This window comes from Plantactinospora sp. BC1 (assembly GCF_003030345.1).
In the GTDB taxonomy this organism is placed as follows: domain Bacteria; phylum Actinomycetota; class Actinomycetes; order Mycobacteriales; family Micromonosporaceae; genus Plantactinospora.
In genome coordinates, this window is record NZ_CP028158.1 from 758,507 (window position 1) to 782,192 (window position 23,686).

The following is a 23,686-nucleotide window of genomic DNA, read 5'->3' on the forward strand; positions in this document are numbered from 1 at the left end:
CCACGGCCGCAGGCCGGCCCGCTACTCGTGCGCGATCGCGCCGAGCACGTTCAACCGGGCGGCGCGGATCGCCGGCAGTACCGCCGCGACCACCCCGACCACGGCCGCCAGGCCGAGGAAGACCCCCATCTCGGTCCACGGCAGCACCAGGTCGGTGATGCCGTCCTCGCGCAGCGCCCGGACCACGGCGGCGCCGAGACCGGTGCCGACCACCACCCCGAGCAGGGCACCGAAGACCGAGATCACCACCGCCTCGACGGTGATCATCCGCATGGTCTGACCCCGCCGCAGGCCGATCGCCCGCAGCAGACCCAACTCGCGGGTCCGCTCCAGCACCGACAGCGCCAGCGTGTTCACGATGCCGAGTACGGCGATCACGATCGCCAGCGCCAGCAGGATCTGGATCATCGTCAGCAGGCCGTCGAGCTGACCGGTCTGCTGCTCGATGAAGTCGGCCCGGTCGGCGACCGACACCTCGGGGCTGTCCGCCAGCAGCGTCTCGACGCTCGGCATCACCTGGTCGACCGAGGCACCCGGCGCCAGCTTGAGGTACGCCTGCGTCGGCTGCGGCACCGCGAAGTCGGCCGCCGCCGAGGCCGGTACGACGAACCCGCCGAACAGCTCGGACTCGGCGTAGATGCCGCTCACCGTGTAGTTCCGGGCATCGCCCCGGGACAGCTGCACCGGCAGGGTGTCCCCGACCGAGAGGCCCCGGTCCTTCGCGGTCTCCGAGTCGACCAGGAGCTGGCCGGGGCCGAGCGAGTCGATGCTGCCGGCCGTCGGGGTGGCCCGGTAGATCTCCCGCAGCGCCGGGACGCTGCTGGTCGCGGTGATCCAGCCCTGCTTGCCGCCGATCACCGCGCGGTCGCCGTACAGGCCGGCGACCATCGCCACGCCGGGCAGCTCGGCGGCCCGGTCCAGCACCGCCGGGTCGAAGCTCGGCGGCCGGGGGCCGGTCTGCGCCCCCGAGATGACCAGCTCGGCCTGGATGGTGTCCTCGGCCAGCGCGGTGAGGCTGCTCTTGGCCGAGTCGAGGATCACCGTCACGCCGGTGACCAGCGCGATCCCGACCATCAGCGCGGCGGCGGTGATCGCGGTACGGCGCGGGTTGCGGCCCGAGTTCAGCCGGCCCAGCTTGCCCGGCACCGACCAGGAGAAGAGCCGGCCGAGCAGGCCGACCACCGGACGGCTGATCAGCGGGGTCAGCAGGGCCACCCCGACGAAGGAGAGCAGCACGCCGCCGAGGATGGTCAACAGGGTGTTGCCGCCGTTGCCGCTCAGGCCCAGCGCCATCAGGGTGCCGCCGAGCGCGGCCACCACCGCACCGGCGGCGGAGATCTTCGTCAGCGGCCGGTCCGGCGTCGCCACGTCCTGCATGGCGGCCACCGGAGGGATCCGGGCGGCCCGCATCGCCGGGAGTACCGCCGCGATGACCGTGACGACCAGACCGACCGCGAAGGAGCTGATCACCGCGGCCGGGGGTACGCCCAGGCCGGCCAGTTGCAGCCCACCGGCGGTCTGCCCGAAGACGTACGCCAGCAGCGCGCCGATGCCGATGCCGGCGCCGAGCCCGAGTACCGAGGCGACCAGGCCGATCGCGACCGCCTCGACCAGCACCGAACCGATCACCTGACGGCGGCCCGCGCCGATCGCCCGGAGCAGCGCGAGTTCCTTGGTGCGCTGCGCGACGATGATCGAGAAGGTGTTCAGGATCAGGAAGATGCCGACGAAGAGGGCCACCCCGGCGAAGCCGAGCAGGATGTTGTTGAAGAAGGCGAGTCCCTCCTTCAGCCCGGCGGAGGCGTCCTCGGAGAGCTGTTCGCCGGTCTTGACCACGTAGCCGTCGCCGAGCGTGGCGGCGATGTCGTTGCGCAGCTTCGCCGGGTCGACCCCGTCGGCCGCCTTGACGCTCAGTTCCGAGAAGACGCCGGGCTGGCCCAGCATCAGCTCCTGGGCGACCCGCTCGGTGAACGCCACCTCCTGGGCGCCGCCGAGGCTGTCCCGGTCACCGCTGTAGCCGTAGATGCCGACCACGGTGAAGTCGCGCTTCGGTTGCAGGGTGAGTACCCCGACCCGGTCGCCGACGGCGAGCTTGGCCGCCTTGGCGACCCCGGCGTTGACCGCGACCTCGTTGTCGGCGGTCGGGCCCCGGCCCTCGCGCAGTTCGACCTGGCCGCTCTCGCCGGTCCAGTTGGCGCCGATCTGCGGCGGACCGACGGAGGTGAGCACCTTGCCGTTGCTGCCGATCACCCGGGCGCCGTCGGCGGCGGCCAGGCCGGTGGCGCTGGCCACCCCGGACACCCCACGGACCTGCTCCAGGGTGCTGGCCGGGAAGGTGGCGGCGACCGGCATGCCCTCCATCTCGCTGACGTCGATCTTCGGCTTGGCGGAGACCCCGACATCGGTACCGGCGTACGCGTCGCTGAAGACGGTGTCGAAGGACCGGCCCAGGGTGTCGGTGAGCACGAAGGCGCCGGAGACGAACATCACGCCGAGCACGACGGCCAGGCCGGAGAGGACCAGCCGGACCTTGCGGGCGAGCAGGCTCTTCAGGGTCGCGCGCAGCATCAGAGCCCCGCCTCGGCGAGCCCGTCGAGCTTCTTCATCGTGTCCAGCACGGTCTCCGGGGTCGGTTCGATGAGTTCGGAGACGATCTGGCCGTCGGCGAGGAAGATGACCCGGCCGGCGTACGAGGCGGCCACCGGGTCGTGCGTGACCATCACGATGGTCTGCTGGTATTCGGCGACGGAGCGGCGCAGGAAGCCGAGCACCTCGGCACCGGCCCGGGAGTCGAGGTTGCCGGTCGGCTCGTCGGCGAAGATCACCTCGGGTCGGGAGGCGAGTGCCCGGGCGCAGGCGACCCGCTGCTGCTGCCCGCCGGAGAGCTGGGCCGGCCGGTGTCCCAGCCGGTCCCGCAGCCCCACGGTGTCGATGACGGTGTCGAGCCATTCCTTGTCGGGCTTACGACCGGCGATCGAGAGCGGCAGCAGGATGTTTTCCAGTGCGGTCAACGTGGGCAGCAGGTTGAACTGCTGGAAGATGAAACCGACCTTGTCCCGGCGCAGTTTCGTGAGACCGGCGTCACCGAGTCCGGTGACCGCGGTGTCGCCGATATGGATCGTCCCCCGGGTCACCGAGTCGAGGCCGGCGAGGCAGTGCATCAGGGTGGACTTGCCGGATCCGGACGGTCCCATGATGGCGGTGAACCGGGCCCTTTCGAATTCCGCATTCACTCCCCGCAGCGCGACGACCTGGGCCTCTCCGCTGCCGTACACCTTCCACACGTCGTTGGCCCGGGCGGCCATCTGGGCATCTCGGGCTAGCGTCGCGGTCACTTTCATCTCCCCCTAGACATTCTTGGTCCGGCCGGACCACCTGGTCCGGCCGGCAGCATCCATCGTCGGTGACCCGGGCAACCCGGGCGTCCGTCCCGCGGTGGAGTTCGACGCGGAAATCTGCTGCGGGTGGGCCCTGACTGCAAATCAGGGTTGCCCCTGACTGATATGTGTCGGCGCCGTCGGGTGTCGGCGCAATCGACGCACCCGCTCGCCGATCGGTGAGCGTGCCGCGACCGGCTCGGAATTCGACGGTCCAATTCCCTTTCGGGCGAATACGTTTGGTTGCGCCCGCTGTCCGGCTCCGGCCGGATCCCGCGCGGGTCGTATCAGTCTGTCACGATCCGCTTGCGCTGTGCGTCGATCGCCGGAACGTCGCCCCGGTCCGCTCCGGTACCCCCGTCGTCGCGGTCATGCCGCCCCCTCTGCCCACCCGGTCGGCGGAACCTCCGCCCCCGTCGCCGTACCTGCGGAAAACGGTAGGCGCGGGAAGCCGGCGGGCCGTCGTGCGCCGGGATGGTCTTCGGGTACGCCCCGAGCCCCGGGCCGGTCCTCCGACCGGACGACTCCGCGTCCGGCGGGTCGTACGCCGTCCGGGCCGTCCGGTCTACTCCTCCGGGCGTGCTGCGCGAGCACCGACTCCGCCTGCCGGAGGGTCCGACCCCGGGCCCGACTCAGGGTCGGCGGTCGGACCCGCCGTCGGCCGGGGCGGTGCGGCGGAGTGGCGCTGCCGTCAGGCGCCGGGCCGGACCAGTCCGGTCTCGTAGGCGAGCACCACCGCCTGGACCCGGTCGCGGAGACCGAGCTTGGTCAGCACGTGCCCGACGTGGGTCTTGATGGTCGTCTCGCTCACCGAGAGCACCCGGGCGATCTCCGCGTTGGAGAGCCCCCGGGCCACCTGGACCAGCACCTCCCGCTCCCGCTCGGTGAGTACGCCGATCGCCTTGGGCGGGGTGGCGTCCGGATCGGGCAGCGTCTCGGCGAACCTGTCCAGCAGCCGCTTCAGGATCCGGGGCGCCACGACCGCCTCGCCGGCGGCGACGGTGCGGATGGCGGTGACCAGGTCCTCGGCGGGTACGTCCTTGGCCAGGAAGCCGCTCGCACCGGCCCGGAGCGCGCCGACGACGTACTCGTCGAGGTCGAAGGTGGTCAGGATGAGCACCCGGACCGGCAGTCGGGCGTCGATGATCGCCCGGGTGGCGGCGACCCCGTCCATCCGGGGCATCCGGATGTCCATCAGCACCACGTCGGGGAGGAGCCGCCGGGACAGGTCGACGGCCTCGACACCGTCGCCGGCCTCGCCGACGATGTCCAGGTCGTCCTCCGCGCCCAGCACCATCCGGAATCCGGTACGCAGCAGCGGCTGGTCGTCGGCGAGCAGCACGCGTACCGGCCGGCTGGACTCCCTACCGTCGCTCATGCCGCTCATGCCGGCACTCCGATTCGCCGATCGTTCCGTTCGCCGCCCTCGGTCATGCCGCTCCCTTGCTGATCGGCGCACCCAACTGCTCCATCGGCATCTTGGCGTAGACGCGGTAGCCGCCGCCGGGACGGGGCCCGGTGCGCAGGGTTCCACCGTAGAGGGCCATCCGTTCACGCATCCCCACCAGCCCGTGCCCCAGCCGTCCACCCTCCGGGGCCGGCCCCCGGCCGGTATCGGCGACCTCGACGATCAGCCAGTAGACCCCGAAACTCAACCGGACCTGGGCGGTCGCCGCCCCGGCGTGCTTGAGGGTGTTGGTGAGCGCCTCCTGCACGATCCGGAACACGGTCAGCGCCACCCCCGGATCCAGCGGGCCCGGTGTGCCGTCCACCCGCAGGGTCACCGGCAGCCCGGCCTCCCTGACCTGCTCCACCAGCGCCTCGATGCCGGCCAGTCCCGGCTGCGGGGACAGCTCGGCGGCCGGCTCGGCATCGGTACGCAGCACGTCCAGCAGCCGGCGCAGTTCGCGCAGGGTCGTCCGGCTGGTCTCCTCGATGGTGCCCAGCGCGCCGTCGGTGGCCGTCGGATCCCGGGACAGCACCCGGCGCGCCCCGGTGGCCAGTACCCCCATCACGCTGACGTGGTGCGCGACGACGTCGTGCAGCTCGCGGGCGATCCGCCGCCGCTCGTCGGCGACCGCCTGGTCGGCGAGCGACCGCTGGTTCTCCTCGGCCACCCGGGCCCGCTCCTCCAGGGCGAGGATGGTGGCCCGCCGGGCGTGCACGGTACGGCCGACGAAGAAGCAGACCAGCGCGAGCAGTACCTGGGTGAAGACCAGGTACGCGGGGGAGGGTTCGGTGAAGTCGGGCGGTGGCGGCTCGGCGAGTGCGACGGCCACGGCCGGTCCCCAGATCGCTCCGGCGGCGAGTGCCGCCTGGCGCAGCGGGAGCAGCGCGGCGGTGGTGTAGGTCAGCAGCACGAACGTGGCGGCGGCGGTGACCGGCTGGGCGCCGGTCAGGGCCGAGCCGACGAAGATCGGCACCGCCAGCAGCACCGCCCACCAGGGAGCCACCCGGCGCAGGGTGATCGGTGCGGCGCAGAGGACGCTCCAGAACGCCCACCCCGGCCACCCCCACGGGGCGAGTCCCGGCGGAGCGGTGCCGACCAGTACGGTCTCCACCGCGACGGCGGCGACCGCGAGCAGCCCGTCCCGGGCCAGCCATGCACGCTGCCGGGAATCGGGCCGGAGGCGTCGCCAGCTCCCCCGGATCCGGCTGGAGGCCGGCGTCGCGGGGGTATCGGTAGGGGTCATGCTGGCGACGCTAGCCGCTGCCTGGCGCGACAGGTCATCGCCAGCGGCGACCCTCTGCTCCTCCTTCAGGAGGAGCCGTGCTCCTCCCGAGGGGAGCCGACCCCGAGACCCGACGCCGCAGCACCCGTCCGGCCCGGCCCGGTCGACTGGCTCGGCACCACCGGAACGCCCGGTCCCGGTCCGGCCTCCGTGGCCGGTCCCGGTCCTGCCTCCGCCGCCGGTCCTGGTCCTGCCTCCGCCGCCGGTCCTGGTCCCGACACTGGTGCCGAAGCCGAAGCCGAAGCCGAAGCCGGAGCCGGAGCCGGGCGGGCGCCGGGCCGGGCCGGTGGCGGGATCGGAGCGCTCGGGTCGACCGGCGCGGTCGGCTCCGGAAACGGCGGGGGAGTGCCGCCGAAGGCCGGGCAGTGCGCCTGGTGGCTGCACCAGTCACAGAGCCGGCTCGGCTTGGGTCGGAAGTCGCGCGCCCGGGTGGCCTGCTCGATGGCCCGCCAGAGCGCCAGCACGGTGCGCTCGAACCGGACCAGCTCCTCCGCGTCGGGGGTGTAGTCACAGACCTCCGCGTCCCGGAGATAGAGCAGGCGCAGCACCCTCGGCACCACCCCCCGGGTGCGCCAGAGCACCAGGGCGTAGAACTTGAGCTGGAACAGCGCCCGGGCCTCGAACGCCTCGCGGGGCGCGCCCCCGGTCTTGTAGTCGACCACCCGCAGCGCGCCGTCGGGCGAGACGTCCAGCCGGTCGATGTAGCCCCGGATCAGCAGCTGGTCGTCCACCACCGTGGAGACCAGGCTCTCCCGCTCGGCCGGCTCCAACCGGCGCGGATCCTCGACGGTGAAGTAGCCGTCGAGCAGCTCGCGGGCCGAGGCCAGGAACTCGGCCGGGCCGGCGAGGTCGCCGTCGGTGAAGATCTCGGCCAGCTCCGTCTGCTCGGTCACCAGCCGGTCCCACTGCGGCGCCACCAGGTCACCGGCGGCGGCCGGCGTCCGCTCCTGCGCCGGCAGGTCGAAGAGGCGTTCCAGCACCGCGTGCACCAGGGTGCCACGGGCCTGTTCGACGCTCGGCCGCTCCGGCAGCCGGTCGATGCTGCGGAACCGGTAGAGCAGGGGACAGGTCTTGAAGTCGGCGGCCCGGGACGGGGAGAGCGAGGCGGTGACCTGCGCCGTGGGCGGGTCGCCGGCCGGGGAGTCCGCCGGGTCGCCCGTGGCTGTCTGCGATGTCACCGTCTCCGCCGTCATGTCCGGAAGGCTATGTCACGGGTACGACCGAACCGGGCCCACCCGCCCCGGCATGCGTACCGGCCCCGATCGTCCGCGGTCACCCCGGCCGAACCGACGGGGTCACCCGGAGGGTTGTTCCGTAGCATCGGAGGAGATGGAGCGAAACTCGCGACCGCGACGCGGCGCTGACCGGCGGCCCGGCGTCACCGTCGGTCGGGTGTTCGGCGTGCCGGTCTACCTCAACCCCTCCATGCTGCTGCTGGTGGCCCTGATCACCCTGATGTACGGCGAGTTCGTCCGGCAACAGCTCGGATTGTCGCAGCTCACCGGCTATCTCGTCGGGCTGGTCTTCGTGGTCCTGCTGCTCGGCTCGGTACTGCTGCACGAGTTGGGGCACGCGCTGACCGCCCGCCGGTTCGGGATCGGGGTGCGCGGCATCACCCTCGAACTGCTCGGCGGCTACACCGAGATGGAGCGGGACGCCCCGACCCCCCGGGTGGACCTGTTCGTCTCGCTCGCCGGCCCGGCGGTCTCGCTGGTCCTCGGGCTGGTGGGGGTCGTCGCCACGCTCGCCCTGCCGGACGGCACCCTGGCCAACCAGTTCGCCTTCCAACTCGCCGCCAGCAACGTGCTGGTCGGGCTCTTCAACATCCTGCCCGGACTGCCGCTGGACGGCGGCCGGGCGTTGCGGGCCGGGGTCTGGGCCGTCACCCGGGACCGGCACCTGGCCACCGAGGTGGCCGGCTGGTCCGGCCGGGTCGTCGCGATCGGCACCGCCGTGGTCTTCACGCTGCTGACCTGGCTGGCCGGGCTGCCCTGGCTGGGCCTCGCGCTGGTGCTGCTGGTCGCGTTCACCCTCTGGCAGGGCGCCGGCCAGACGATCCGGGCTGCCCGGATCAGCCGGCGGTTCCCGCTCGTCGACCTGGCCCGGCTGGCCCGGCCGGTCTTCTCGGTGCCCAGCGGCACCCCGCTGGCCGAGGCGCAGCGGCGGGGGGCGGACGCCGGGCTCCCCGGTTCGACGCTCGGGGTGGCCGACTCCTCCGGCCGGCTGGTGGCGCTGGTCGACCGGACGGCGGCCGAGGCCGTACCCGTCGAGCGTCGGCCCTGGGTGGCGGTGGACGCGGTGGCCCGGGGCGTGGACGCCGTACCCAGTCTCGCGGTCGGGCTCGGCGGGGAGCAGGTGGTGCACGCGGTGCAGGCCCACCCGGGCGCACAGTACCTGGTGACCTCAGGCGAAGATGTGGTCGGCGTTCTGCACGTAGCCGACCTGGCGCAGCTCCTGGAGCCGAACCGAAAGATGACTCAGTGACCGCACAGCCCACCGCCGTCCCCGCCGCCCCGACCGCACCGGTGCCGGCGCACCGAGGGCCGTTCCGCCCCGGTGACCGCGTCCAGCTCACCGACCCGAAGGGTCGGATGCACACCATCAAGCTGGAGCCGGGGCGGTCGTTCCACACCCACCGTGGCGCGCTGGAGCACGACGCGCTGATCGGGTTGCCGGACGGCAGCGTGGTCACCTCGACCGGCGGGACCGCCTACCTGGCGCTGCGTCCGCTGCTCGCCGACTACGTGCTCTCCATGCCGCGCGGTGCGCAGGTGATCTATCCCAAGGACGCGGCCCAGATCGTGGCGATGGGCGACATCTTCCCCGGCGCGAAGGTCCTGGAGGCCGGTGTCGGGTCCGGCGCGCTGACCTGTTCGCTGCTCAGGGCGGTCGGCCCGGAGGGCGAACTGCATTCCTACGAACTGCGCGAGGACTTTTCCGAGATCGCCCGCAGAAATGTGGAATCCTTCTTCGGTGGACCGCATCCAGCCTGGAATCTCCGGGTGGGCGACGTGGCAGACTGCCAGGAGTCCGGTTTCGACCGGATCATTCTTGACCTCCTCACCCCCTGGGAGGCGCTCGACATGGTCGAACGCGCGCTGGTCCCGGGCGGGGTCTTCATCGGTTACGTCGCCACCACGCCCCAGCTCTCCGAACTCGTCGAGGCGCTGCGGGAGCGGGGCGGCTTCACCGAGCCGCGGGCCTGGGAGTCGCTGGTCCGGGACTGGCACGCCGACGGCCTCGCCGTGCGCCCGGACCACCGCATGATCGCGCACACCGCCTTCCTCGTGTCGAGCCGGCGGCTGGCGCCCGGGGTGACCGCGCCGCCGCGCCGTCGCAAGCCCAGCAAGGGCGCCGAGGCGTACGCGCTGCGCCGCCAGGCGCGGCAGGAGGCCGAGGCAACCTCCGGGAGGGCCGGGGAATGACCCTTCCCGCCGGAGTCGACGCATCAGCGGGCGTGCCGAGCACGGCGAGGAGACGGCATGACTGAGCGCAGCGGGCGAGTGAGCCGGCTCGGCTCCGACGAGCCTCGTGAAGCCGACGAGCCTCGTGACGGTCCCGAGCCTCGTGAAGCCGACGAGCCTCGGGACGGCACGGGGCACGACGGTCCGCTGGATCCGACCCGGATGCGGAGCGGAGTGCCGGAATGAGCGACCGGAACGAGGCGACGGCGTGAGCCGGCCGGCATTCGGTGGGGGAGACCTGCCGGCCGTGTTTCCCGACTGGTCGCCGTACCGTGACCTGGAGTCGGCCGCCCGGGCGTACCTGCGCGATCCGGATGTCGCGATGGAGGCGCTGACCGGGGTGTTGAACGGCGCCTCGGTGCTCGGCTTCACCCTGGAGCGTTTCGTCAACGAGGTGAACGGGGTCTGGCAGGAGGTCGCGATCTGCGACGGCAGCCGGTTGATCCTCTGGCACGGCGAGGACGTGCCACCCGACGACGGTCCGGCCGGCGCGATGACGTCGTCGTTGCGGGTGGTGCCGGTCTCGACGGTCAGCGAGGTGGGCTGCCGACGGCGGTTGAGCCGTACGCCGACCGGCCAGATCCGGGTCGACAGCATCGACGTCTACCTGCTGCTCAGCTCGCTGGACGAGGGCGTGCCCGGCGACGAGGCGCACGTACCGCCCCGGCACGACGCGCTGCGGTTCGGCAAGACGCTCGACGACGGCGGTGCGGGGCAGATCTCCCGGCTCGAGGAGTTCGCCCGACTGGTCGCCTCGGTGGTCGGCCGTCCCACTCTGTGAGCAGGGGCGCGGTGAGAAATGTCCCCGTCGTCGCCGGTGGGAAACCTCCGGCCTCCTCGCGGGTGAGAAATGTCGCCGCCCCCGTCTCGGCGTCCGGCCGGGCGGATTCCCCTCCGCCGGCCTCGGCGGCGATCCGGTGCCGAACCGCGACCGGCTGGCGCCGGGACGGCCGCGTCGTTCGACGGCGCCGCAGCGCCGACAGGGCGGCTCCTGCCGGCCCGGAGTCCCTGGTCAACAGCGGTGTCGAGACGACCGGCGCCGCCCTCGGACGGGGTCGCCGGGGCACCGGGCGGCGGGCCGGGACGCCGTCCCGTTTCGCCGACGCCGGCCCGCCGGTCCGTCGACGAAGTGATCAAGCTTCGGCGACGAGGGTGTTGCGTGGAACCGAATCAGCGTCATAGCGGTTAGTGTTAGGGCAGAACGTTCAAGCCCCCGGGGAGGTGGGACGTGGCACGCAGCGACGACGCGGACTCGCGCGCCGCACGGTGGGAGAAGGAGGCCCACGATCTCTCCACCCAGGTCGCGTTTCTTCAAGAGGAACTCGCTCTGGTGCGGCGCAAGTTGACCGAAAGCCCTCGACACGTCCGGCAGCTTGAGGAACGGCTGGCGGCGACACAGGCGCAGCTGGCTCGACTGACGGAGAACAACGAGCGGCTCGTGAACACCCTCAAGGAGGCACGCGCCCAGATCGTCACGCTCAAGGAGGAGATTGACCGGCTGGCGCAACCGCCGAGCGGTTATGGTGTCTTCCTGGCCAAGCACGACGACGGTACGGTCGATGTCTTCACCGGCGGTCGCAAGCTCCGGGTGGCGGTGTCACCCTCGCTCGACGTGGCGGAGCTGCGCCGTGGGCAGGAGGTCCTGCTCAACGACGCGCTCAACATCGTCGACGCGTTCGGCTACGAGCGGGTCGGCGAGGTCGTCATGCTCAAGGAGGTGCTGGACAGCCCCTCCGGCGGCGCGGGCGACCGGGCACTGGTGATCTCCCACGCCGACGAGGAACGGATCGTCCACCTCGCGGAGACTCTCATCGGCGCGCCGCTGCGGGCCGGTGACTCGCTCATGATCGAGCCCCGCTCGGCGTACGCGTACGAGCGGATCCCGAAGAGCGAGGTCGAGGAACTGGTCCTGGAGGAGGTGCCGGACGTCGACTACGGCGACATCGGCGGCCTACAGGCCCAGATCGAGCAGATTCGGGACGCCGTCGAGCTGCCGTTCCTGCACGCCGACCTCTTCCGGGAGCACCAGCTCCGGCCGCCGAAGGGCATCCTGCTCTACGGCCCGCCCGGCTGCGGCAAGACGCTGATCGCCAAGGCGGTGGCGAACTCGCTGGCCAAGAAGATCGCCGAACGGCGGGGCGAGGAGAAGCACACCAGCTTCTTCCTCAACATCAAGGGCCCGGAGCTGCTCAACAAGTACGTCGGCGAGACCGAGCGGCACATCCGGCTGATCTTCCAGCGGGCTCGGGAGAAGGCCGGCGAGGGCACCCCCGTCATCGTCTTCTTCGACGAGATGGACTCGGTGTTCCGGACCCGGGGCTCCGGCGTCTCCTCCGACGTGGAGAACACCATCGTTCCGCAGCTGCTCAGCGAGATCGACGGTGTCGAGGGCCTGGAGAACGTGATCGTGATCGGCGCCTCCAACCGGGAGGACATGATCGATCCGGCGATCCTCCGCCCCGGCCGGCTCGACGTGAAGATCAAGATCGAGCGGCCGGACGCCGAGGCGGCCAAGGACATCTTCTCCAAGTACATCCTCACCGGGCTGCCGCTGCACCCGGACGACCTCGCCGAGCACGGCAACGACCCGCAGTCCACGGTCGCGGCCATGATCGAGGCGGTCGTGCTGCGGATGTACTCGGAGACCGAGGAGAACCGCTTCCTCGAGGTCACCTACGCCAACGGCGACAAGGAAGTCCTCTACTTCAAGGACTTCAACTCCGGCGCGATGATCCAGAACATCGTCGACCGGGGCAAGAAGATGGCGATCAAGGAGTTCCTCTCCTCCGGGCGCAAGGGGCTGCGCCTGCAGCACCTGCTCGACGCCTGCGTCGACGAGTTCCGGGAGAACGAGGACCTGCCCAACACCACCAACCCCGACGACTGGGCCCGGATCTCCGGCAAGAAGGGGGAGCGGATCGTCTACATCCGTACCCTCGTCTCCGGCGGCAAGGGCGCGGAGGCCGGCCGGTCCATCGAGACCGCGAGCAACACCGGCCAATACCTGTAGCACCACGAACGGCATCTGTGGGCGCCGCGTTCCGCGGCGCCCACAGCGCTGTCCGGGACCCGCCACCGCGACTCGCCGCCGGCACCCCGGTGCCGAACCGGGCGAAGAAGCGGTGAAGGCGTACCGTGGCCGTGTCGACACACCGGGCGAACAATCCGGCGACGGCGCGGACTAGGCTCAATAGCATGGGCAAGCGGAGCGAGGCGGCGGCATGAGCGAGCGTGGCGAGCGAATCATCAGACTCAGGGTGGTTGTGCCTCATGGCGGCGCCGAGCGGAGCGAGGCGGCGGCATGAGTGTACGACGGATCATGGGCACCGAGGTGGAGTACGGCATCTCCGTGCCCGGGCAGGCCGGAGCCAACCCGATGGTGACCTCATCGCAGGTGGTGAACGCCTACGGCGCCCGACCGGAACTGGCCCGGGGCGGCCGGGCCCGGTGGGACTACGAGGAGGAGTCCCCGCTGCGGGACGCCCGCGGCTTCACCTACTCGGGTGCCGCCTACGACCCGGCGGAGGCGCTGGCCGACGAGGACCTCGGGCTGGCCAACGTGATACTGACCAACGGCGCCCGGCTCTACGTCGACCACGCCCACCCGGAATACTCCACCCCTGAGGTGACCAACCCGCTGGACCTGGTCCGCTGGGACAAGGCGGGGGAGCGGGTGATGGCCGAGGCGTCCCGCCGGGCCGCCACCATCCCGGGTACCCACCCGATCCACCTCTACAAGAACAACACCGACAACAAGGGCGCCAGCTACGGCGCCCACGAGAACTACCTGATGCGCCGGCAGACGCCGTTCGCCGACATCGTGGCGTACCTGACGCCGTTCTTCGTGAGCCGGCAGATCGTCTGCGGCGCCGGCCGGGTCGGGATCGGCCAGGACGGTTCGCAGCCCGGTTTCCAGATCTCCCAGCGGGCCGACTTCTTCGAGGTCGAGGTGGGCCTGGAGACGACGCTGAAGCGGCCGATCATCAACACCCGGGACGAGCCGCACGCGGACGCCGACAAATACCGTCGGCTGCACGTCATCATCGGCGACGCCAACCTCTCGGAGATCTCCACCTACCTCAAGGTCGGCACCACCGCGCTGGTGCTCACCATGATCGAGGAGAAGGCGCTCAGCCCCGACCTGGCGATCGCCGACCCGGTGGGTGAGCTGAAGGCGGTCAGCCACGACCCGTCGCTGTCGCACCGGCTCAGGCTGCGCGACGGCCGCCGGCTGACCGCGCTCGACCTCCAGTGGGCGTACCTCGAACGGGCCCGCTCCTTTGTGGAGGAACGGTACGGCGACGACGTCGACTCCGACACCGCCGACGTCCTCGACCGCTGGGAGGGCGTACTCGACCGGCTCGGCCGGGACCCGATGCTCTGCGCCGGTGAGCTGGACTGGGTGGCGAAGCTGCGGCTGCTGGAGGGCTACCGGGAGCGGGAGAAGCTCGGCTGGGCCTCGCACAAGCTGCAACTGGTCGACCTGCAGTACTCCGACGTACGCCCGGAGAAGGGCCTCTACCACCGGCTGGTGAGCCGGGGCTCGATGGCGACGCTGCTGCCCGAGGAGCTGACCCGCTCGGCGATGACGGAGCCGCCCGAGGACACCCGGGCCTACTTCCGGGGCCGCTGCCTCGCCCAGTACGCCTCCGAGGTGGTGGCGGCGAGCTGGGATTCGGTCATCTTCGACGTCGGCCGGGAGTCCCTGGTGCGGGTTCCGATGATGGAGCCGGAGCGGGGCACCCGCAAGCACGTCGGGGCGTTGTTCGACCGGTGCGCGAGCGCCAAGGACCTGCTGGAGACGATCACCGGTGGCTGACCCCGAGCCACCCGCCGTCGGCAGCGGCGGTGGCGGAGGATTCGTCGCCCATCCGAGGTAAGTTTTCCCCAGGCGATCGTGGAGGAGGCAGCAGAGATGGCTACCCGTGACACCGGCGGTCAGTCGCAGTCCGGCAAGGCGCGCCGGGACGAGGAGGTCGACGAGGTCGCGACCGAGGCGAACCCCGAGGTCGCCGAGCGGCACGCGGAGATCACCGAGGACGTCGACGACCTGCTGGACGAGATCGACTCGGTGCTCGAGGAGAACGCCGAGGAGTTCGTCCGGGGCTACGTCCAGAAGGGCGGACAGTAGCCGTACCCGGGCCGGGTCGGGCGTGGTCCGCCACGCCGAACCCGGCGCGGCGCGCGGCGGCGGGCCGTGCCGACCAGACCGGCGCGACCGCCGACCGTGGATCGCGCCGCCGGGCCGGGACGTCCGGGCGGTGGCGGCGACCGGCGGCGGGGCGCCTTCGGGCGGCGCCGTCGGGAGTGACGCAACACGGCGACGACGATCATCGCACCGGGGAGATCCGGGGGATACTCTGCTTCAACCGCAACGGTGGCCTCGCCCGGTTCCCGCGCTGACGCGGGGGATCCGGGCGACGTGATGAGAGAGCTGAGAGGGAGCACGTGGCAGCGGCTTTTGATCCAACCGGGCGTCTACCAGACGTGTTCCTCAACGTGGGGACGTCCTCGTTCACCCAGTTCCTGAGCACGGCAGCCCCCGACCTGCTGCCCGGACGCCGGCCGCTGCCGCCCGGCTCCGCCAGCGCGCTGGCCCCGCACGCCACCACCATCGTCGCGCTGACCACCGCCGACGGGGTGGTGATGGCCGGCGACCGGCGCGGCACCATGGGCAACCTGATCTCCAGCCGGGACATCCGCAAGGTGCACCCGGCGGACGAATACTCGCTGATCGGCTTCGCCGGCACCGCGGGCATCGCCCTGGAGATGGTGCGGCTCTTCCAGGTGGAGCTGGAGCACTACGAGAAGATCGAGGGGGCGATGCTCTCCCTCGACGGTAAGGCCAACCGGCTCGCCGCGATGATCCGTGGCAACCTCGGCGCCGCGATGCAGGGTCTCGCGGTGATCCCGCTCTTCGCCGGCTACGACCTGGCCGCCCCCGACCCGGTCAACGCCGGCCGGATCTTCAGCTTCGACGTGGCCGGCGGCCCCTACGAGGAGACCGGCTACGACGGCATCGGCTCCGGCTCGCTCTTCGCGAAGGCGGCCCTGAAGAAGCGGTACCGTCCCGGGCTGAGCACCCCGGACGCCATCCGGCTCGCCGTCGATGCGCTCTACGACGCCGCCGACGACGACAGCGCCACCGGTGGCCCCGACCTGAGCCGCCGCATCTATCCAGTCGTGATGACGGCGACCGCGGAGGGCACCAACCGACTCTCCGACGCCGAGGCGGCCGAGGTCGCCGAAGCGGTGGTCGCCGCCCGGATGGAGAACCCCGGCGGCTGACCGCCCCGCACCACCCGCAACCCGCCGTCGTCAGCAGAACCGGTTAGGAGAACCGCCGCCGTGGCCATGCAGTTCTACGCCTCACCCGAGCAGATCATGCGCGACCGCTCGGAGCTGGCCCGCAAGGGCATCGCGCGCGGCCGGAGCGCCGTGACGCTCAGCTACTCCGACGGGGTGCTCTTCGTGGCGGAGAACCTCTCCAGCGCCCTGCACAAGGTCAGTGAGATCTACGACCGGGTCGCCTTCGCGGCGGTCGGCCGGTACAACGAGTTCGAAAACCTGCGCCGCGCGGGCGTCCGGATGGCGGACGCGATCGGGCTCAGCTTCGACCGCCGGGACGTCACCGGCCGGGCACTGGCGAACGCGTACGCCCAGACCCTGGGGGCGATCTTCACCGAGCAGTCCAAGCCGTTCGAGGTGGAGATCTGCGTCGCCGAGGTCGGCAGCACGCCGGAGGCGGACGAACTCTACCGGATCACCTACGACGGCTCGGTCAACGACGAGCCCGGCCGGATGGCGATGGGCGGGCAGGCGGAGGCGGTCACCGGGGCGCTGCGCGAGGAGCACCAGCCGGACATGTCGCTGGACGCGGCGGTCCGGCTGGCGGTCCGGGCGCTGGGCAGTGTCGGTGGCGAGGGCGGCGCGCCCCGGACCATCGCCGCCAGCCAGCTCGAGGTGGCGATCCTGGACCGGCGGCGGGTCGGGCGTACCTTCCGGCGGATCACCGGTGCCGCCCTCGTCTCGCTGCTGGAGGGGGCGCCCGCCAAAGCCGACGGCGGCGAGGCAGCCGCGGCCGAGCCGAAGGCACCGGCTCCCGGCCCGGACAAGCCGGCCGAGTCCGCCGGCTCGGCCGACCTGGAGGGCAAGCCGAAGCGGGCCGGTGGCAAGTCGAGCGGCAGCGCGGAGAAGTCGGAGTAGGGACCAGGGCAGGGACCGGGCTATCGCGATCCGGAGCCGATCCGGTCCTCGGTTGCGTCGCTCGGCGCTGGCGGTCGGCGAGCGGTGCCGAGCGTCCCGTCCGGTCGTAGCGCGTCGGCGAGCATCGCCCGCCAGTCCGCCATCGGGGCCAGCCCGGCCCGGGACCACCCGGCGTGCCCGAGCACGCTGTAGCCGGGCCGGCGCGCCGGCCGGGGAAACCGGTCGCTGCTGGTGGGACGGATCCGCTCCGGGTCGAGTCCGGTCCGGGCGAAGACCTCGCGGGCCAGGCCGTACCAGCTGGTCCGGCCGCTCGCCGTGCCGTGGTAGACGCCGGCCGGTGCGGCTGACCGGTGTGCGGCGGCGCCGAGGTCGGCCAGCCGCTCCGCGAGCGCGTACGACCAGGTGGGCTGGCCGAGCTGGTCGTCCACCACGTCGAGGTACGGCCGAACGGCGGCCAGCCGGAGCATCGTGGTGACGAAGTTGGGGCCGTGCGCGCCGTACAGCCACGCGGTGCGTACCAGGTATCCGGTCTGCGGCAGCAGCCGGGCGACGGCGAGTTCGCCGACGAGCTTGCTGCGCCCGTACGCGTTGATCGGGGCGGTCGGGGCGTCCTCCGGGTAGGGGCGGTCGGCGTCGCCGGCGAAGACGTAGTCGGTCGAGACGTGCACCAGCCGGGCGCCGGCCTCGGCACAGGCTGCCGCCAGGTTGGCGACCCCGGTGCCGTTGACGGCGGTGGCCGCCGCCTCCTGCTGCTCGGCACCGTCCACGTCGGTCCAGGCCGCCGCGTTGACCACGATGTCGTGCCCGGCCACCGCCGCGCGGACCGCTGCCGGGTCGGTCAGCTCGACCTCGGCCCGGGTGGCGGCGGTGACCCGACCCCGCTGCCGGGCGGTGAGCACCGCCACCAGGTCCCGGCCGAGCATCCCGCCCGCCCCGGTCACCAGCCAGCTCGGCGGCTCCGCGTCCCGCTGGGCGTGCGGCTGCTCCGCGTCCCGCTGGGCGTGCGGCTGCTCCGCGTCCCGCTGGGCGTGCGGCTGCTCCGCGCCCTGTTGTGCGGTCACCGGCTGCGCGTCCCGCTGGGCGGTCACCGGGGGGCCGGCCCGGGGCGCCCGATCTCCTCGCCGCTCAGCCGTGCCTTGAGCGGTTCCCACCAGGCCCGGTTCTCCCGGTACCAGGTGACCGTCTCGGCGAGCCCGCGGTCGAGGTCGACGCTGGGTGCGTACCCGAGTTCTTCGCTGATCTTGGTGATGTCCAGCGAATAGCGGCGGTCGTGCCCCATCCGGTCGGTGACCGGCCTGACCCGGTCCCAGTCGGCGCCGCAGGCGGCGAGCAGCCGGCCGGTCAGCTCGCGGTTGGTCAGCTCGGTGCCGCCGCCGATGTGGTAGACCTCGCCCGGCCGCCCCTTGTCCTGCACCAGGGCGACGCCGACACAGTGGTCGTGCACGTGCAGCCAGTCCCGGACGTTGCCGCCGTCGCCGTAGAGCGGCACGGTGCCGCCGTCGAGCAGGTTGGTGACGAAGAGCGGGACGACCTTCTCCGGGAACTGGTACGGCCCGTAGTTGTTGGAGCAGCGGGTCAGCACCACGTCCATCCCGTAGGTGCGGTGGTAGGCCAGCGCGAGCAGGTCGGAGCCGGCCTTGGCGGCCGAGTACGGCGAGTTCGGCGCCAGCGGGGTGGACTCGGTCCAGGATCCCTGCTCGATCGAGCCGTAGACCTCGTCGGTGGAGACGTGCACGAACCGGCCGGTACGGTGCCTCAGCGCCGCCTCCAGCAGGGTCTGCGTGCCGAGCACGTTGGTGGTGACGAACGGGGCGGCCCGGTGGATGGAGCGGTCGACGTGGGACTCGGCGGCGAAGTGCACCACCACGTCGTGTCCGGCCATCACCTCGTCGACCACGGCCGGGTCGCAGATGTCGCCGACCACCACCCGCAGCCGGGGATCGTCGCGTACCGGGTCGAGGTTGGCCAGGTTGCCGGAGTAGGTCAGCTTGTCCAGCACCGTGACGGCGCTCGGCGCGAGCCGCGGACCGGTGCCGGTCAGCAGCATGCGTACGTATTCAGAACCGATGAATCCGGCTCCACCGGTCACGAGGATCCTCATGAATTGGAAAGTCTACGCGTCGGCCGGCGACTCCGGCCCGAGGCGTTTTGTCGGCGAGCCGACTCTGCCGACCGTCGCCCGCCGGTAGCCTGCGCGAATGCGCGGAATCCTGCTGGCGGGCGGCACGGGCTCGCGGCTGTGGCCGATCACCCAGGCCGTCTCCAAACAACTCATGCCGATTTTCGACAAGCCGATGATCTATTACCCGCTCTCCACTCTGGTCATGGCGGGAATACGGGAAATTCTCATCATCACCACTCCTGGCGACCAGGGGCAGTTCCGGAAACTACTGGGTGACGGCTCCCAGTGGGGCCTCCGGCTGGAGTACGTCGCGCAGCCGAGTCCGGACGGAATCGCGCAGGCGTTCCTTCTCGGCGAGGAGTTCCTGGCCGGGGATTCGGTCGCGCTGATCCTTGGCGACAACATCTTCTACGGCGCCGGACTGGGCCGGAGCCTGGCCCGCAACGGTGACCCGGACGGTGGTCGGATCTTCGCCTACCCGGTGGCGAACTGCGAGGGTTACGGAATTGTCGAGTTCGATTCCGAGGGGCGGGCGCTGTCGATCGAGGAGAAGCCGGAGAAACCCAAGTCGCGGTACGCCGTCCCGGGCCTCTACTTCTATGCCAACGACGTGGTGGAGATCGCCCGGGGGTTGACCCCGAGCGACCGGGGCGAGCTGGAGATCACGGCGGTGAACCAGACCTACCTGGCGGCGGGCCGGCTCCAGGTCACCGCCCTGGACCGGGGTACCGCCTGGCTGGACACCGGCACCTTCACCTCGCTGGTCCAGGCCGGCGAGTTCGTCCGGGTGATCGAGGAGCGGCAGGGCCTGAAGGTGGGCTGCATCGAGGAGGTGGTCTGGCGCAGCGGGCTGATCTCCGACGAGCAACTCCGCGAGCTGGCCCAGCCGCTGAGCCGCAGCGGCTACGGCGAGTACCTCTTCGGCATCCTGGAGGATCCCGGCCGGTGAGCGGACGGACGGCACGACCGGTGCACGGCGACGGGTGCACGGAGGGCTCGCCGGCCCGGTTCCCGCACAACCCGACCCTCCGACAGTGACCAACCGGGGCTCCGGGCGACTAATCTCCAAGCATGGAGCGGCGAATCTTCGGCCTTGAAACCGAGTACGGTGTCACCTGCACCTACCGCGGCCAACGGCGGCTGTCCCCGGACGAGGTCGCCCGTTACCTCTTCCGCCGGGTGGTCTCCTGGGGGCGCTCGAGCAACGTCTTCCTGCGCAACGGTGCCCGGCTCTACCTCGACGTCGGGTCCCACCCGGAGTACGCCACCCCGGAGTGCGACTCGGTCTCCGACCTGGTGGCGCACGACCGGGCCGGCGAGCGGATCCTGGAGGGCCTGCTCGTCGACGCCGAGAAGCGGCTGCACGACGAGGGGATCGCGGGCGAGATCTACCTGTTCAAGAACAACACGGACTCGGCCGGCAACTCGTACGGCTGCCACGAGAACTACCTGGTCTCCCGGCACGGCGAGTTCGGCCGGCTGGCCGACGTGCTGATCCCGTTCCTGGTCACCCGGCAGCTCATCTGCGGTGCCGGCAAGGTGTTGCAGACCCCGCGCGGCGCCGTCTACTGCCTCTCCCAGCGCGCCGAGCACATCTGGGAGGGCGTCTCCTCGGCCACCACCCGCAGCCGGCCGATCATCAACACCCGGGACGAGCCGCACGCCGACGCCGAGCGCTACCGGCGGCTGCACGTCATCGTCGGCGACTCCAACATGAACGAGGTCACCACCCTGCTCAAGGTCGGCAGCGCGGACATCGTGCTGCGGATGATCGAGGCCGGGGTGGTGATGCGCGACCTGTCGCTGGAGAACCCGATCCGGGCGATCCGGGAGGTGTCGCACGACATCACCGGCCGGCGCAAGGTCCGGCTCGCCTCGAACAAGGAGATCAGCGCGCTGGAGATCCAGCAGGAATACCTGGCCAAGGCGACCGAGTTCGTCGAGCGGCGGGGCGGGGACCAGACCGCGAAGCGGGTGGTCGAGCTCTGGGGCCGGGTGCTGCGCGCGGTCGAGACCGGCGACCTGGACCCGGTCTCCCGGGAGATCGACTGGGTGACCAAGCTCCAGCTCATCGAGCGGTACCAGCGCAAGAACGACCTGCCGCTCTCGCACCCCCGGATCGCCCAGATGGACCTCGCCTACCACGACCTGCGCCGGGGCCGCGGCCTCTACGGGCTGCTGGAGCGGCGCAAGCAGGTGGACCGGATCGCCACCGACCCGGAGATCTTCGAGGCGAAGGAGACCCCGCCGCAGACCACCCGGGCCCGGCTGCGCGGCGAGTTCATCCGGCACGCCCAGGAGAAGCGCCGGGACTTCACCGTCGACTGGGTGCACCTCAAGCTGAACGACCAGGCCCAGCGCACGGTGCTCTGCAAGGACCCGTTCCGGGCGTACGACGAGCGGGTGGAGCGGCTGATCGCGAGCATGTGAGGCCGGGCGGTTAGGCTGGCCCCCGCTATGACGCATCCAGAGGGTCGTGACGACGACGAGCACCGCCGCCCCGAGACGATCCGGCAGAACCGGGTCGAGCGGCGGCGCGCCAAGATCCGGGAGGAGATCGAGCGCAACCGGCGGGGCGAGTACACCGTCCCCACCTGGGTGCTCACGCTCATCCTCGTCCTGGTCGTGGCCGGCTGGCTGGCGCTGGTCTTCCTGAGCTGACCCGACGCGGTGCGGCTCAGCCCAGCCCGGCGGCGTACCGGCCGGCGGCGGCCGCGGCCAGGAAGTAGGCGTGCTCCTCGGCCAGTCCCCGGCCCATCGTCGAGAGCGGCACCGGGCTGGCCCGCAGCGCCTCGTCGAGCCCCTCCACCGGCACCCGGACGATCCGGTGCCGCCGCGCCAGCTCGGCCACCGCCGGCTCGACCAGCGCGGCCAGCTCCGCCGGCAGCTCGGCCGGGAGCACCAGGTCGGCGGCGGCCAGCGCGACCCGGCCGTACGCGGTCACGCTGTGGTGCGACAGCCCCCGGTGCCGGTCCCGCGGGTCGGCGCCGGAGATCCGCAGCGAGCCCACCGGCCGCCCGCCCAGGGTGGCGACCGCGTTGACCGCCTCCCCGACGGCGACCCCGGAGAAGCCCCACCGGGTACCCGTGCCCAGGTTGCCCGGCCCCTGCGCCACGATCGCCACGTCGGCGCGGAGCACGTGCCGGGCGGCGAGCAGCCCGCTGTGCAGGTTCGTCGCCTCCAGATCGCCGCCGAACGCCTGCCCGACGGTGACCGTGCCGGCGAGTTCGCCGCGCAGCCCGTGCAGGGTGCGGGAGAACCAGGCCGGCAGCGCGCCGCCGTCGGTCATCAGGTACGCGATCCGGGCCCCGGGCGCGTCGGCCCGGATCCCGGCCACGATCGCCGGCAGCGCGGAGTGCAGGTCGGCGGTGACCACCGGCAGCCCGCCGAGGTCGTCGGCGTCGGCCAGCGCGGCCCGGTGCGGGGAGGCCTCCTCGTCGACGCCGAGCAGGATCGGTTGCAGCGGCGTGTAACGGGCCTTCACCAGGTGTCCGGCGTCGCGGCTGTCGACCGTCTCGGGCGGGTCCGCCGGGAGCCGGTCCGGCAGCGCCACCACCAGGGCGTACCCGCCGGTGCCGAGCCCCATCAACAGCGCGCCGACGTTGAGCAGCACCCGGTCGCCCGGCTCGGGGGTGCCGACCAGTTCCGGGTACGCCAGCGCGCGTAGCCGTACCCCGTCGGCCTGCCGGACGTCGAGTTCGACGGCACCGTGCCAGCTACGCCGGACCGCCGTGACCGTCCCGGACCGCCATCGCACCATGGCCGGCAGGGTAACCGGCTACGGCCGGCCGCTCCGGGTCGGGTCGAGGAAGACGTACCGGACGTGTGGGAAGCGGGCGACCAGCCGGCGTTCGGCCTCCTCGGCGCCGGCCTCGATCTCCGCGCCGGTCGCCTCGTCCCGGAAGTCGACCTTCGCCGCGACCAGGATGTCGTCCGGGCCCAGATGCATGGTGAGCAGGGTGTCCACCCGGTCCACCGTCGGCAGCGCGGAGAGTTCGCGGTGGATCTGGTCGTGCATCGGCCGCGGCACCGCCCGGCCGACCAGCAGCGAGATGTTGCTCCGGGCCAGGATGGTGGCGACCACCAGGAGCAGCAGCCCGATCAGGATCGAGGCCAGCCCGTCCCAGAACTCGGTGCCGGTGGAGTGGGACAGGGCGAGACCGCCGGCGGCCAGCGAGATCCCGATCAGCGCGGCGGTGTCCTCCAGGAAGACCGCCTTGATCGTGGTGTCCGCGGTGCTCCGCAGGAAGCGGGCCGAACTGATCCGCCGCGCTCGGGACGCCCGGCGGATCTGCCGGACCGCCCGGGCCAGCGAGACCGACTCGATCAGGAACGAGACCGCCAGGACGACGTAGGAGACCAGGAACTCGCCGGTGTGCTCACCGCCACGGATCGTGTTCACGCCGTGCGTGATCGAGAAGCCGGCGCCGACCACGAAGGTGAAGACCGCCGCGATGAAGGCCCAGACGTAGCTCTCCTTGCCGTACCCGAACGGGTGCTCGACGTCGGCGGGCCGGGCGCCCCGGCGCAGCGCGGTGAAGAGCAGCACCTCGGTGGTGGTGTCGGCGATCGAGTGCGCGCCCTCGGAGAGCATCGCGGCCGAGCCCGAGATCACCCCGGCGACCACCTTGGCGAGCGCGATCGCCAGGTTGGCCAGCCCGGCTACCACGACCGTGAGGACGCTTTCCGACGTGTCGTCCCGTTCCGGCATACCGCCAGCCTAGGAGTCGTCCGGCCGGCCGGCACCCGGACCGGGCGGCGCGGGTGCCGCGCGGGGTACCCGCT

At 71.9% G+C, this 23,686-nt stretch carries 19 protein-coding genes and 1 pseudogene; 11 read left to right on the top strand and 9 right to left on the bottom strand.

The genetic code is table 11. From position 1 onward, the window contains the following. Nucleotides 1-21 precede the first annotated feature (21 nt). The 5 genes and pseudogenes from C6361_RS03105 to C6361_RS03125 all read right to left on the bottom strand — a co-directional run. The gene (locus C6361_RS03105; RefSeq protein ID WP_107266687.1) at nucleotides 22-2,568 is read right to left on the bottom strand and encodes an ABC transporter permease; all 2,547 of its coding nucleotides are present in this window, start codon (nucleotides 2,566-2,568) and stop codon (nucleotides 22-24) included. Continuing rightward, nucleotides 2,568-3,335: an ABC transporter ATP-binding protein gene (locus C6361_RS03110; RefSeq protein ID WP_107259157.1), complete on the bottom strand. Its 768-nt coding sequence runs from the start codon at nucleotides 3,333-3,335 to the stop codon at nucleotides 2,568-2,570. The genes C6361_RS03105 and C6361_RS03110 overlap by 1 nt, the downstream gene beginning before the upstream one ends. A gap of 733 nt (nucleotides 3,336-4,068) precedes the next feature. Next, nucleotides 4,069-4,755 (bottom strand): response regulator transcription factor, encoded by a 687-nt coding sequence (locus C6361_RS03115; RefSeq protein ID WP_107259156.1) that lies wholly within the window; start codon nucleotides 4,753-4,755, stop codon nucleotides 4,069-4,071. 52 nt (nucleotides 4,756-4,807) lie between these two features. Beyond that, entirely contained in the window at nucleotides 4,808-6,070 is a 1,263-nt protein-coding gene (locus C6361_RS38945; protein ID WP_107259155.1) for a sensor histidine kinase, read from the bottom strand. A gap of 320 nt (nucleotides 6,071-6,390) precedes the next feature. Further along, nucleotides 6,391-7,302: pseudogene (locus C6361_RS03125) on the bottom strand (RecB family exonuclease); the annotation flags it as partial. A gap of 136 nt (nucleotides 7,303-7,438) precedes the next feature. Between C6361_RS03125 and C6361_RS03130 the strand changes: the two are divergent. The 8 genes from C6361_RS03130 to prcA all read left to right on the top strand — a co-directional run bounded on the left by C6361_RS03130 (nucleotide 7,439) and on the right by prcA (nucleotide 16,779). Further along, the gene (locus C6361_RS03130) at nucleotides 7,439-8,593 is read left to right on the top strand and encodes a site-2 protease family protein (RefSeq protein WP_369931213.1); all 1,155 of its coding nucleotides are present in this window, start codon (nucleotides 7,439-7,441) and stop codon (nucleotides 8,591-8,593) included. Then, complete coding sequence (locus C6361_RS03135) at nucleotides 8,590-9,534, top strand: tRNA (adenine-N1)-methyltransferase (protein ID WP_107259153.1); 945 nt, start codon at nucleotides 8,590-8,592, stop codon at nucleotides 9,532-9,534. Before C6361_RS03130 ends, C6361_RS03135 begins: the two co-directional genes overlap by 4 nt. 247 nt (nucleotides 9,535-9,781) lie before the next feature. Next, complete coding sequence (locus C6361_RS03140) at nucleotides 9,782-10,354, top strand: hypothetical protein (RefSeq protein ID WP_107259152.1); 573 nt, start codon at nucleotides 9,782-9,784, stop codon at nucleotides 10,352-10,354. A 447-nt stretch (nucleotides 10,355-10,801) separates the two neighbouring features. After that, nucleotides 10,802-12,583: a proteasome ATPase gene (gene arc / locus C6361_RS03145; RefSeq protein WP_107259151.1), complete on the top strand. Its 1,782-nt coding sequence runs from the start codon at nucleotides 10,802-10,804 to the stop codon at nucleotides 12,581-12,583. A 291-nt stretch (nucleotides 12,584-12,874) separates the two neighbouring features. Beyond that, on the top strand, nucleotides 12,875-14,392 hold the full coding sequence (dop, locus tag C6361_RS03150) for a depupylase/deamidase Dop (protein ID WP_107259150.1): 1,518 nt from the start codon (nucleotides 12,875-12,877) through the stop codon (nucleotides 14,390-14,392). A 96-nt stretch (nucleotides 14,393-14,488) separates the two neighbouring features. Next, the gene (locus C6361_RS03155; protein WP_101366062.1) at nucleotides 14,489-14,704 is read left to right on the top strand and encodes a ubiquitin-like protein Pup; all 216 of its coding nucleotides are present in this window, start codon (nucleotides 14,489-14,491) and stop codon (nucleotides 14,702-14,704) included. Between the two features lie 317 nt (nucleotides 14,705-15,021). Then, on the top strand, nucleotides 15,022-15,861 hold the full coding sequence (gene prcB, locus C6361_RS03160) for a proteasome subunit beta (RefSeq protein WP_107266688.1): 840 nt from the start codon (nucleotides 15,022-15,024) through the stop codon (nucleotides 15,859-15,861). Between the two features lie 60 nt (nucleotides 15,862-15,921). After that, nucleotides 15,922-16,779: a proteasome subunit alpha gene (gene prcA / locus C6361_RS03165; protein WP_107266689.1), complete on the top strand. Its 858-nt coding sequence runs from the start codon at nucleotides 15,922-15,924 to the stop codon at nucleotides 16,777-16,779. Nucleotides 16,780-16,799: 20 nt separating this feature from the next. Here the strand turns inward: prcA and rfbD are convergent, their stop codons facing one another. Both rfbD and rfbB read right to left on the bottom strand, forming a co-directional pair. Next, nucleotides 16,800-17,702 carry a dTDP-4-dehydrorhamnose reductase gene (gene rfbD / locus C6361_RS03170; protein WP_199853414.1) on the bottom strand — a complete coding sequence of 301 codons (903 nt, stop codon included), beginning with the start codon at nucleotides 17,700-17,702 and terminating at the stop codon, nucleotides 16,800-16,802. A 161-nt stretch (nucleotides 17,703-17,863) separates the two neighbouring features. Beyond that, nucleotides 17,864-18,880 carry a dTDP-glucose 4,6-dehydratase gene (gene rfbB, locus C6361_RS03180; protein ID WP_107266690.1) on the bottom strand — a complete coding sequence of 339 codons (1,017 nt, stop codon included), beginning with the start codon at nucleotides 18,878-18,880 and terminating at the stop codon, nucleotides 17,864-17,866. 97 nt (nucleotides 18,881-18,977) lie between these two features. On the opposite strand from rfbB, the gene rfbA reads away from it, so the two are divergent. The 3 genes from rfbA to C6361_RS03195 all read left to right on the top strand — a co-directional run bounded on the left by rfbA (nucleotide 18,978) and on the right by C6361_RS03195 (nucleotide 21,562). Next, nucleotides 18,978-19,850: a glucose-1-phosphate thymidylyltransferase RfbA gene (rfbA, locus tag C6361_RS03185; protein WP_107266691.1), complete on the top strand. Its 873-nt coding sequence runs from the start codon at nucleotides 18,978-18,980 to the stop codon at nucleotides 19,848-19,850. 122 nt (nucleotides 19,851-19,972) lie between these two features. Then, a complete protein-coding gene (gene pafA / locus C6361_RS03190; protein ID WP_101366057.1) occupies nucleotides 19,973-21,331 on the top strand; it encodes a Pup--protein ligase in 1,359 nt (452 codons plus the stop codon). Nucleotides 21,332-21,358: 27 nt separating this feature from the next. Further along, the gene (locus C6361_RS03195) at nucleotides 21,359-21,562 is read left to right on the top strand and encodes a hypothetical protein (RefSeq protein ID WP_107259145.1); all 204 of its coding nucleotides are present in this window, start codon (nucleotides 21,359-21,361) and stop codon (nucleotides 21,560-21,562) included. Between the two features lie 16 nt (nucleotides 21,563-21,578). On the opposite strand, the gene C6361_RS03200 is transcribed toward C6361_RS03195, so the two are convergent. Together C6361_RS03200 and C6361_RS03205 are read right to left on the bottom strand one after the other, a co-directional pair. Further along, nucleotides 21,579-22,661 (bottom strand): DUF3866 family protein, encoded by a 1,083-nt coding sequence (locus tag C6361_RS03200; protein WP_107266692.1) that lies wholly within the window; start codon nucleotides 22,659-22,661, stop codon nucleotides 21,579-21,581. An 18-nt stretch (nucleotides 22,662-22,679) separates the two neighbouring features. Then, nucleotides 22,680-23,612 carry a cation diffusion facilitator family transporter gene (locus C6361_RS03205; RefSeq protein WP_107266693.1) on the bottom strand — a complete coding sequence of 311 codons (933 nt, stop codon included), beginning with the start codon at nucleotides 23,610-23,612 and terminating at the stop codon, nucleotides 22,680-22,682. Nucleotides 23,613-23,686: the final 74 nt, after the last annotated feature.

Bases quoted from the DNA above. Each gene is read 5' to 3' on its own strand.
- C6361_RS03105 (WP_107266687.1), bottom strand. From the start codon at position 2,568: ATGCTGCGCGCGACCCTGAAGAGCCTGCTCGCCCGCAAGGTCCGGCTG.
- C6361_RS03115 (WP_107259156.1), bottom strand. From the start codon at position 4,755: ATGAGCGACGGTAGGGAGTCCAGCCGGCCGGTACGCGTGCTGCTCGCC.
- C6361_RS38945 (WP_107259155.1), bottom strand. From the start codon at position 6,070: ATGACCCCTACCGATACCCCCGCGACGCCGGCCTCCAGCCGGATCCGG.
- C6361_RS03130 (WP_369931213.1), top strand. From the start codon at position 7,439: ATGGAGCGAAACTCGCGACCGCGACGCGGCGCTGACCGGCGGCCCGGC.
- dop (WP_107259150.1), top strand. From the start codon at position 12,875: ATGAGTGTACGACGGATCATGGGCACCGAGGTGGAGTACGGCATCTCC.
- C6361_RS03155 (WP_101366062.1), top strand. From the start codon at position 14,489: ATGGCTACCCGTGACACCGGCGGTCAGTCGCAGTCCGGCAAGGCGCGC.
- rfbD (WP_199853414.1), bottom strand. From the start codon at position 17,702: ATGCTCGGCCGGGACCTGGTGGCGGTGCTCACCGCCCGGCAGCGGGGT.
- rfbB (WP_107266690.1), bottom strand. From the start codon at position 18,880: ATGAGGATCCTCGTGACCGGTGGAGCCGGATTCATCGGTTCTGAATAC.
- rfbA (WP_107266691.1), top strand. From the start codon at position 18,978: ATGCGCGGAATCCTGCTGGCGGGCGGCACGGGCTCGCGGCTGTGGCCG.
- pafA (WP_101366057.1), top strand. From the start codon at position 19,973: ATGGAGCGGCGAATCTTCGGCCTTGAAACCGAGTACGGTGTCACCTGC.
- C6361_RS03195 (WP_107259145.1), top strand. From the start codon at position 21,359: ATGACGCATCCAGAGGGTCGTGACGACGACGAGCACCGCCGCCCCGAG.
- C6361_RS03200 (WP_107266692.1), bottom strand. From the start codon at position 22,661: ATGGTGCGATGGCGGTCCGGGACGGTCACGGCGGTCCGGCGTAGCTGG.
- C6361_RS03205 (WP_107266693.1), bottom strand. From the start codon at position 23,612: ATGCCGGAACGGGACGACACGTCGGAAAGCGTCCTCACGGTCGTGGTA.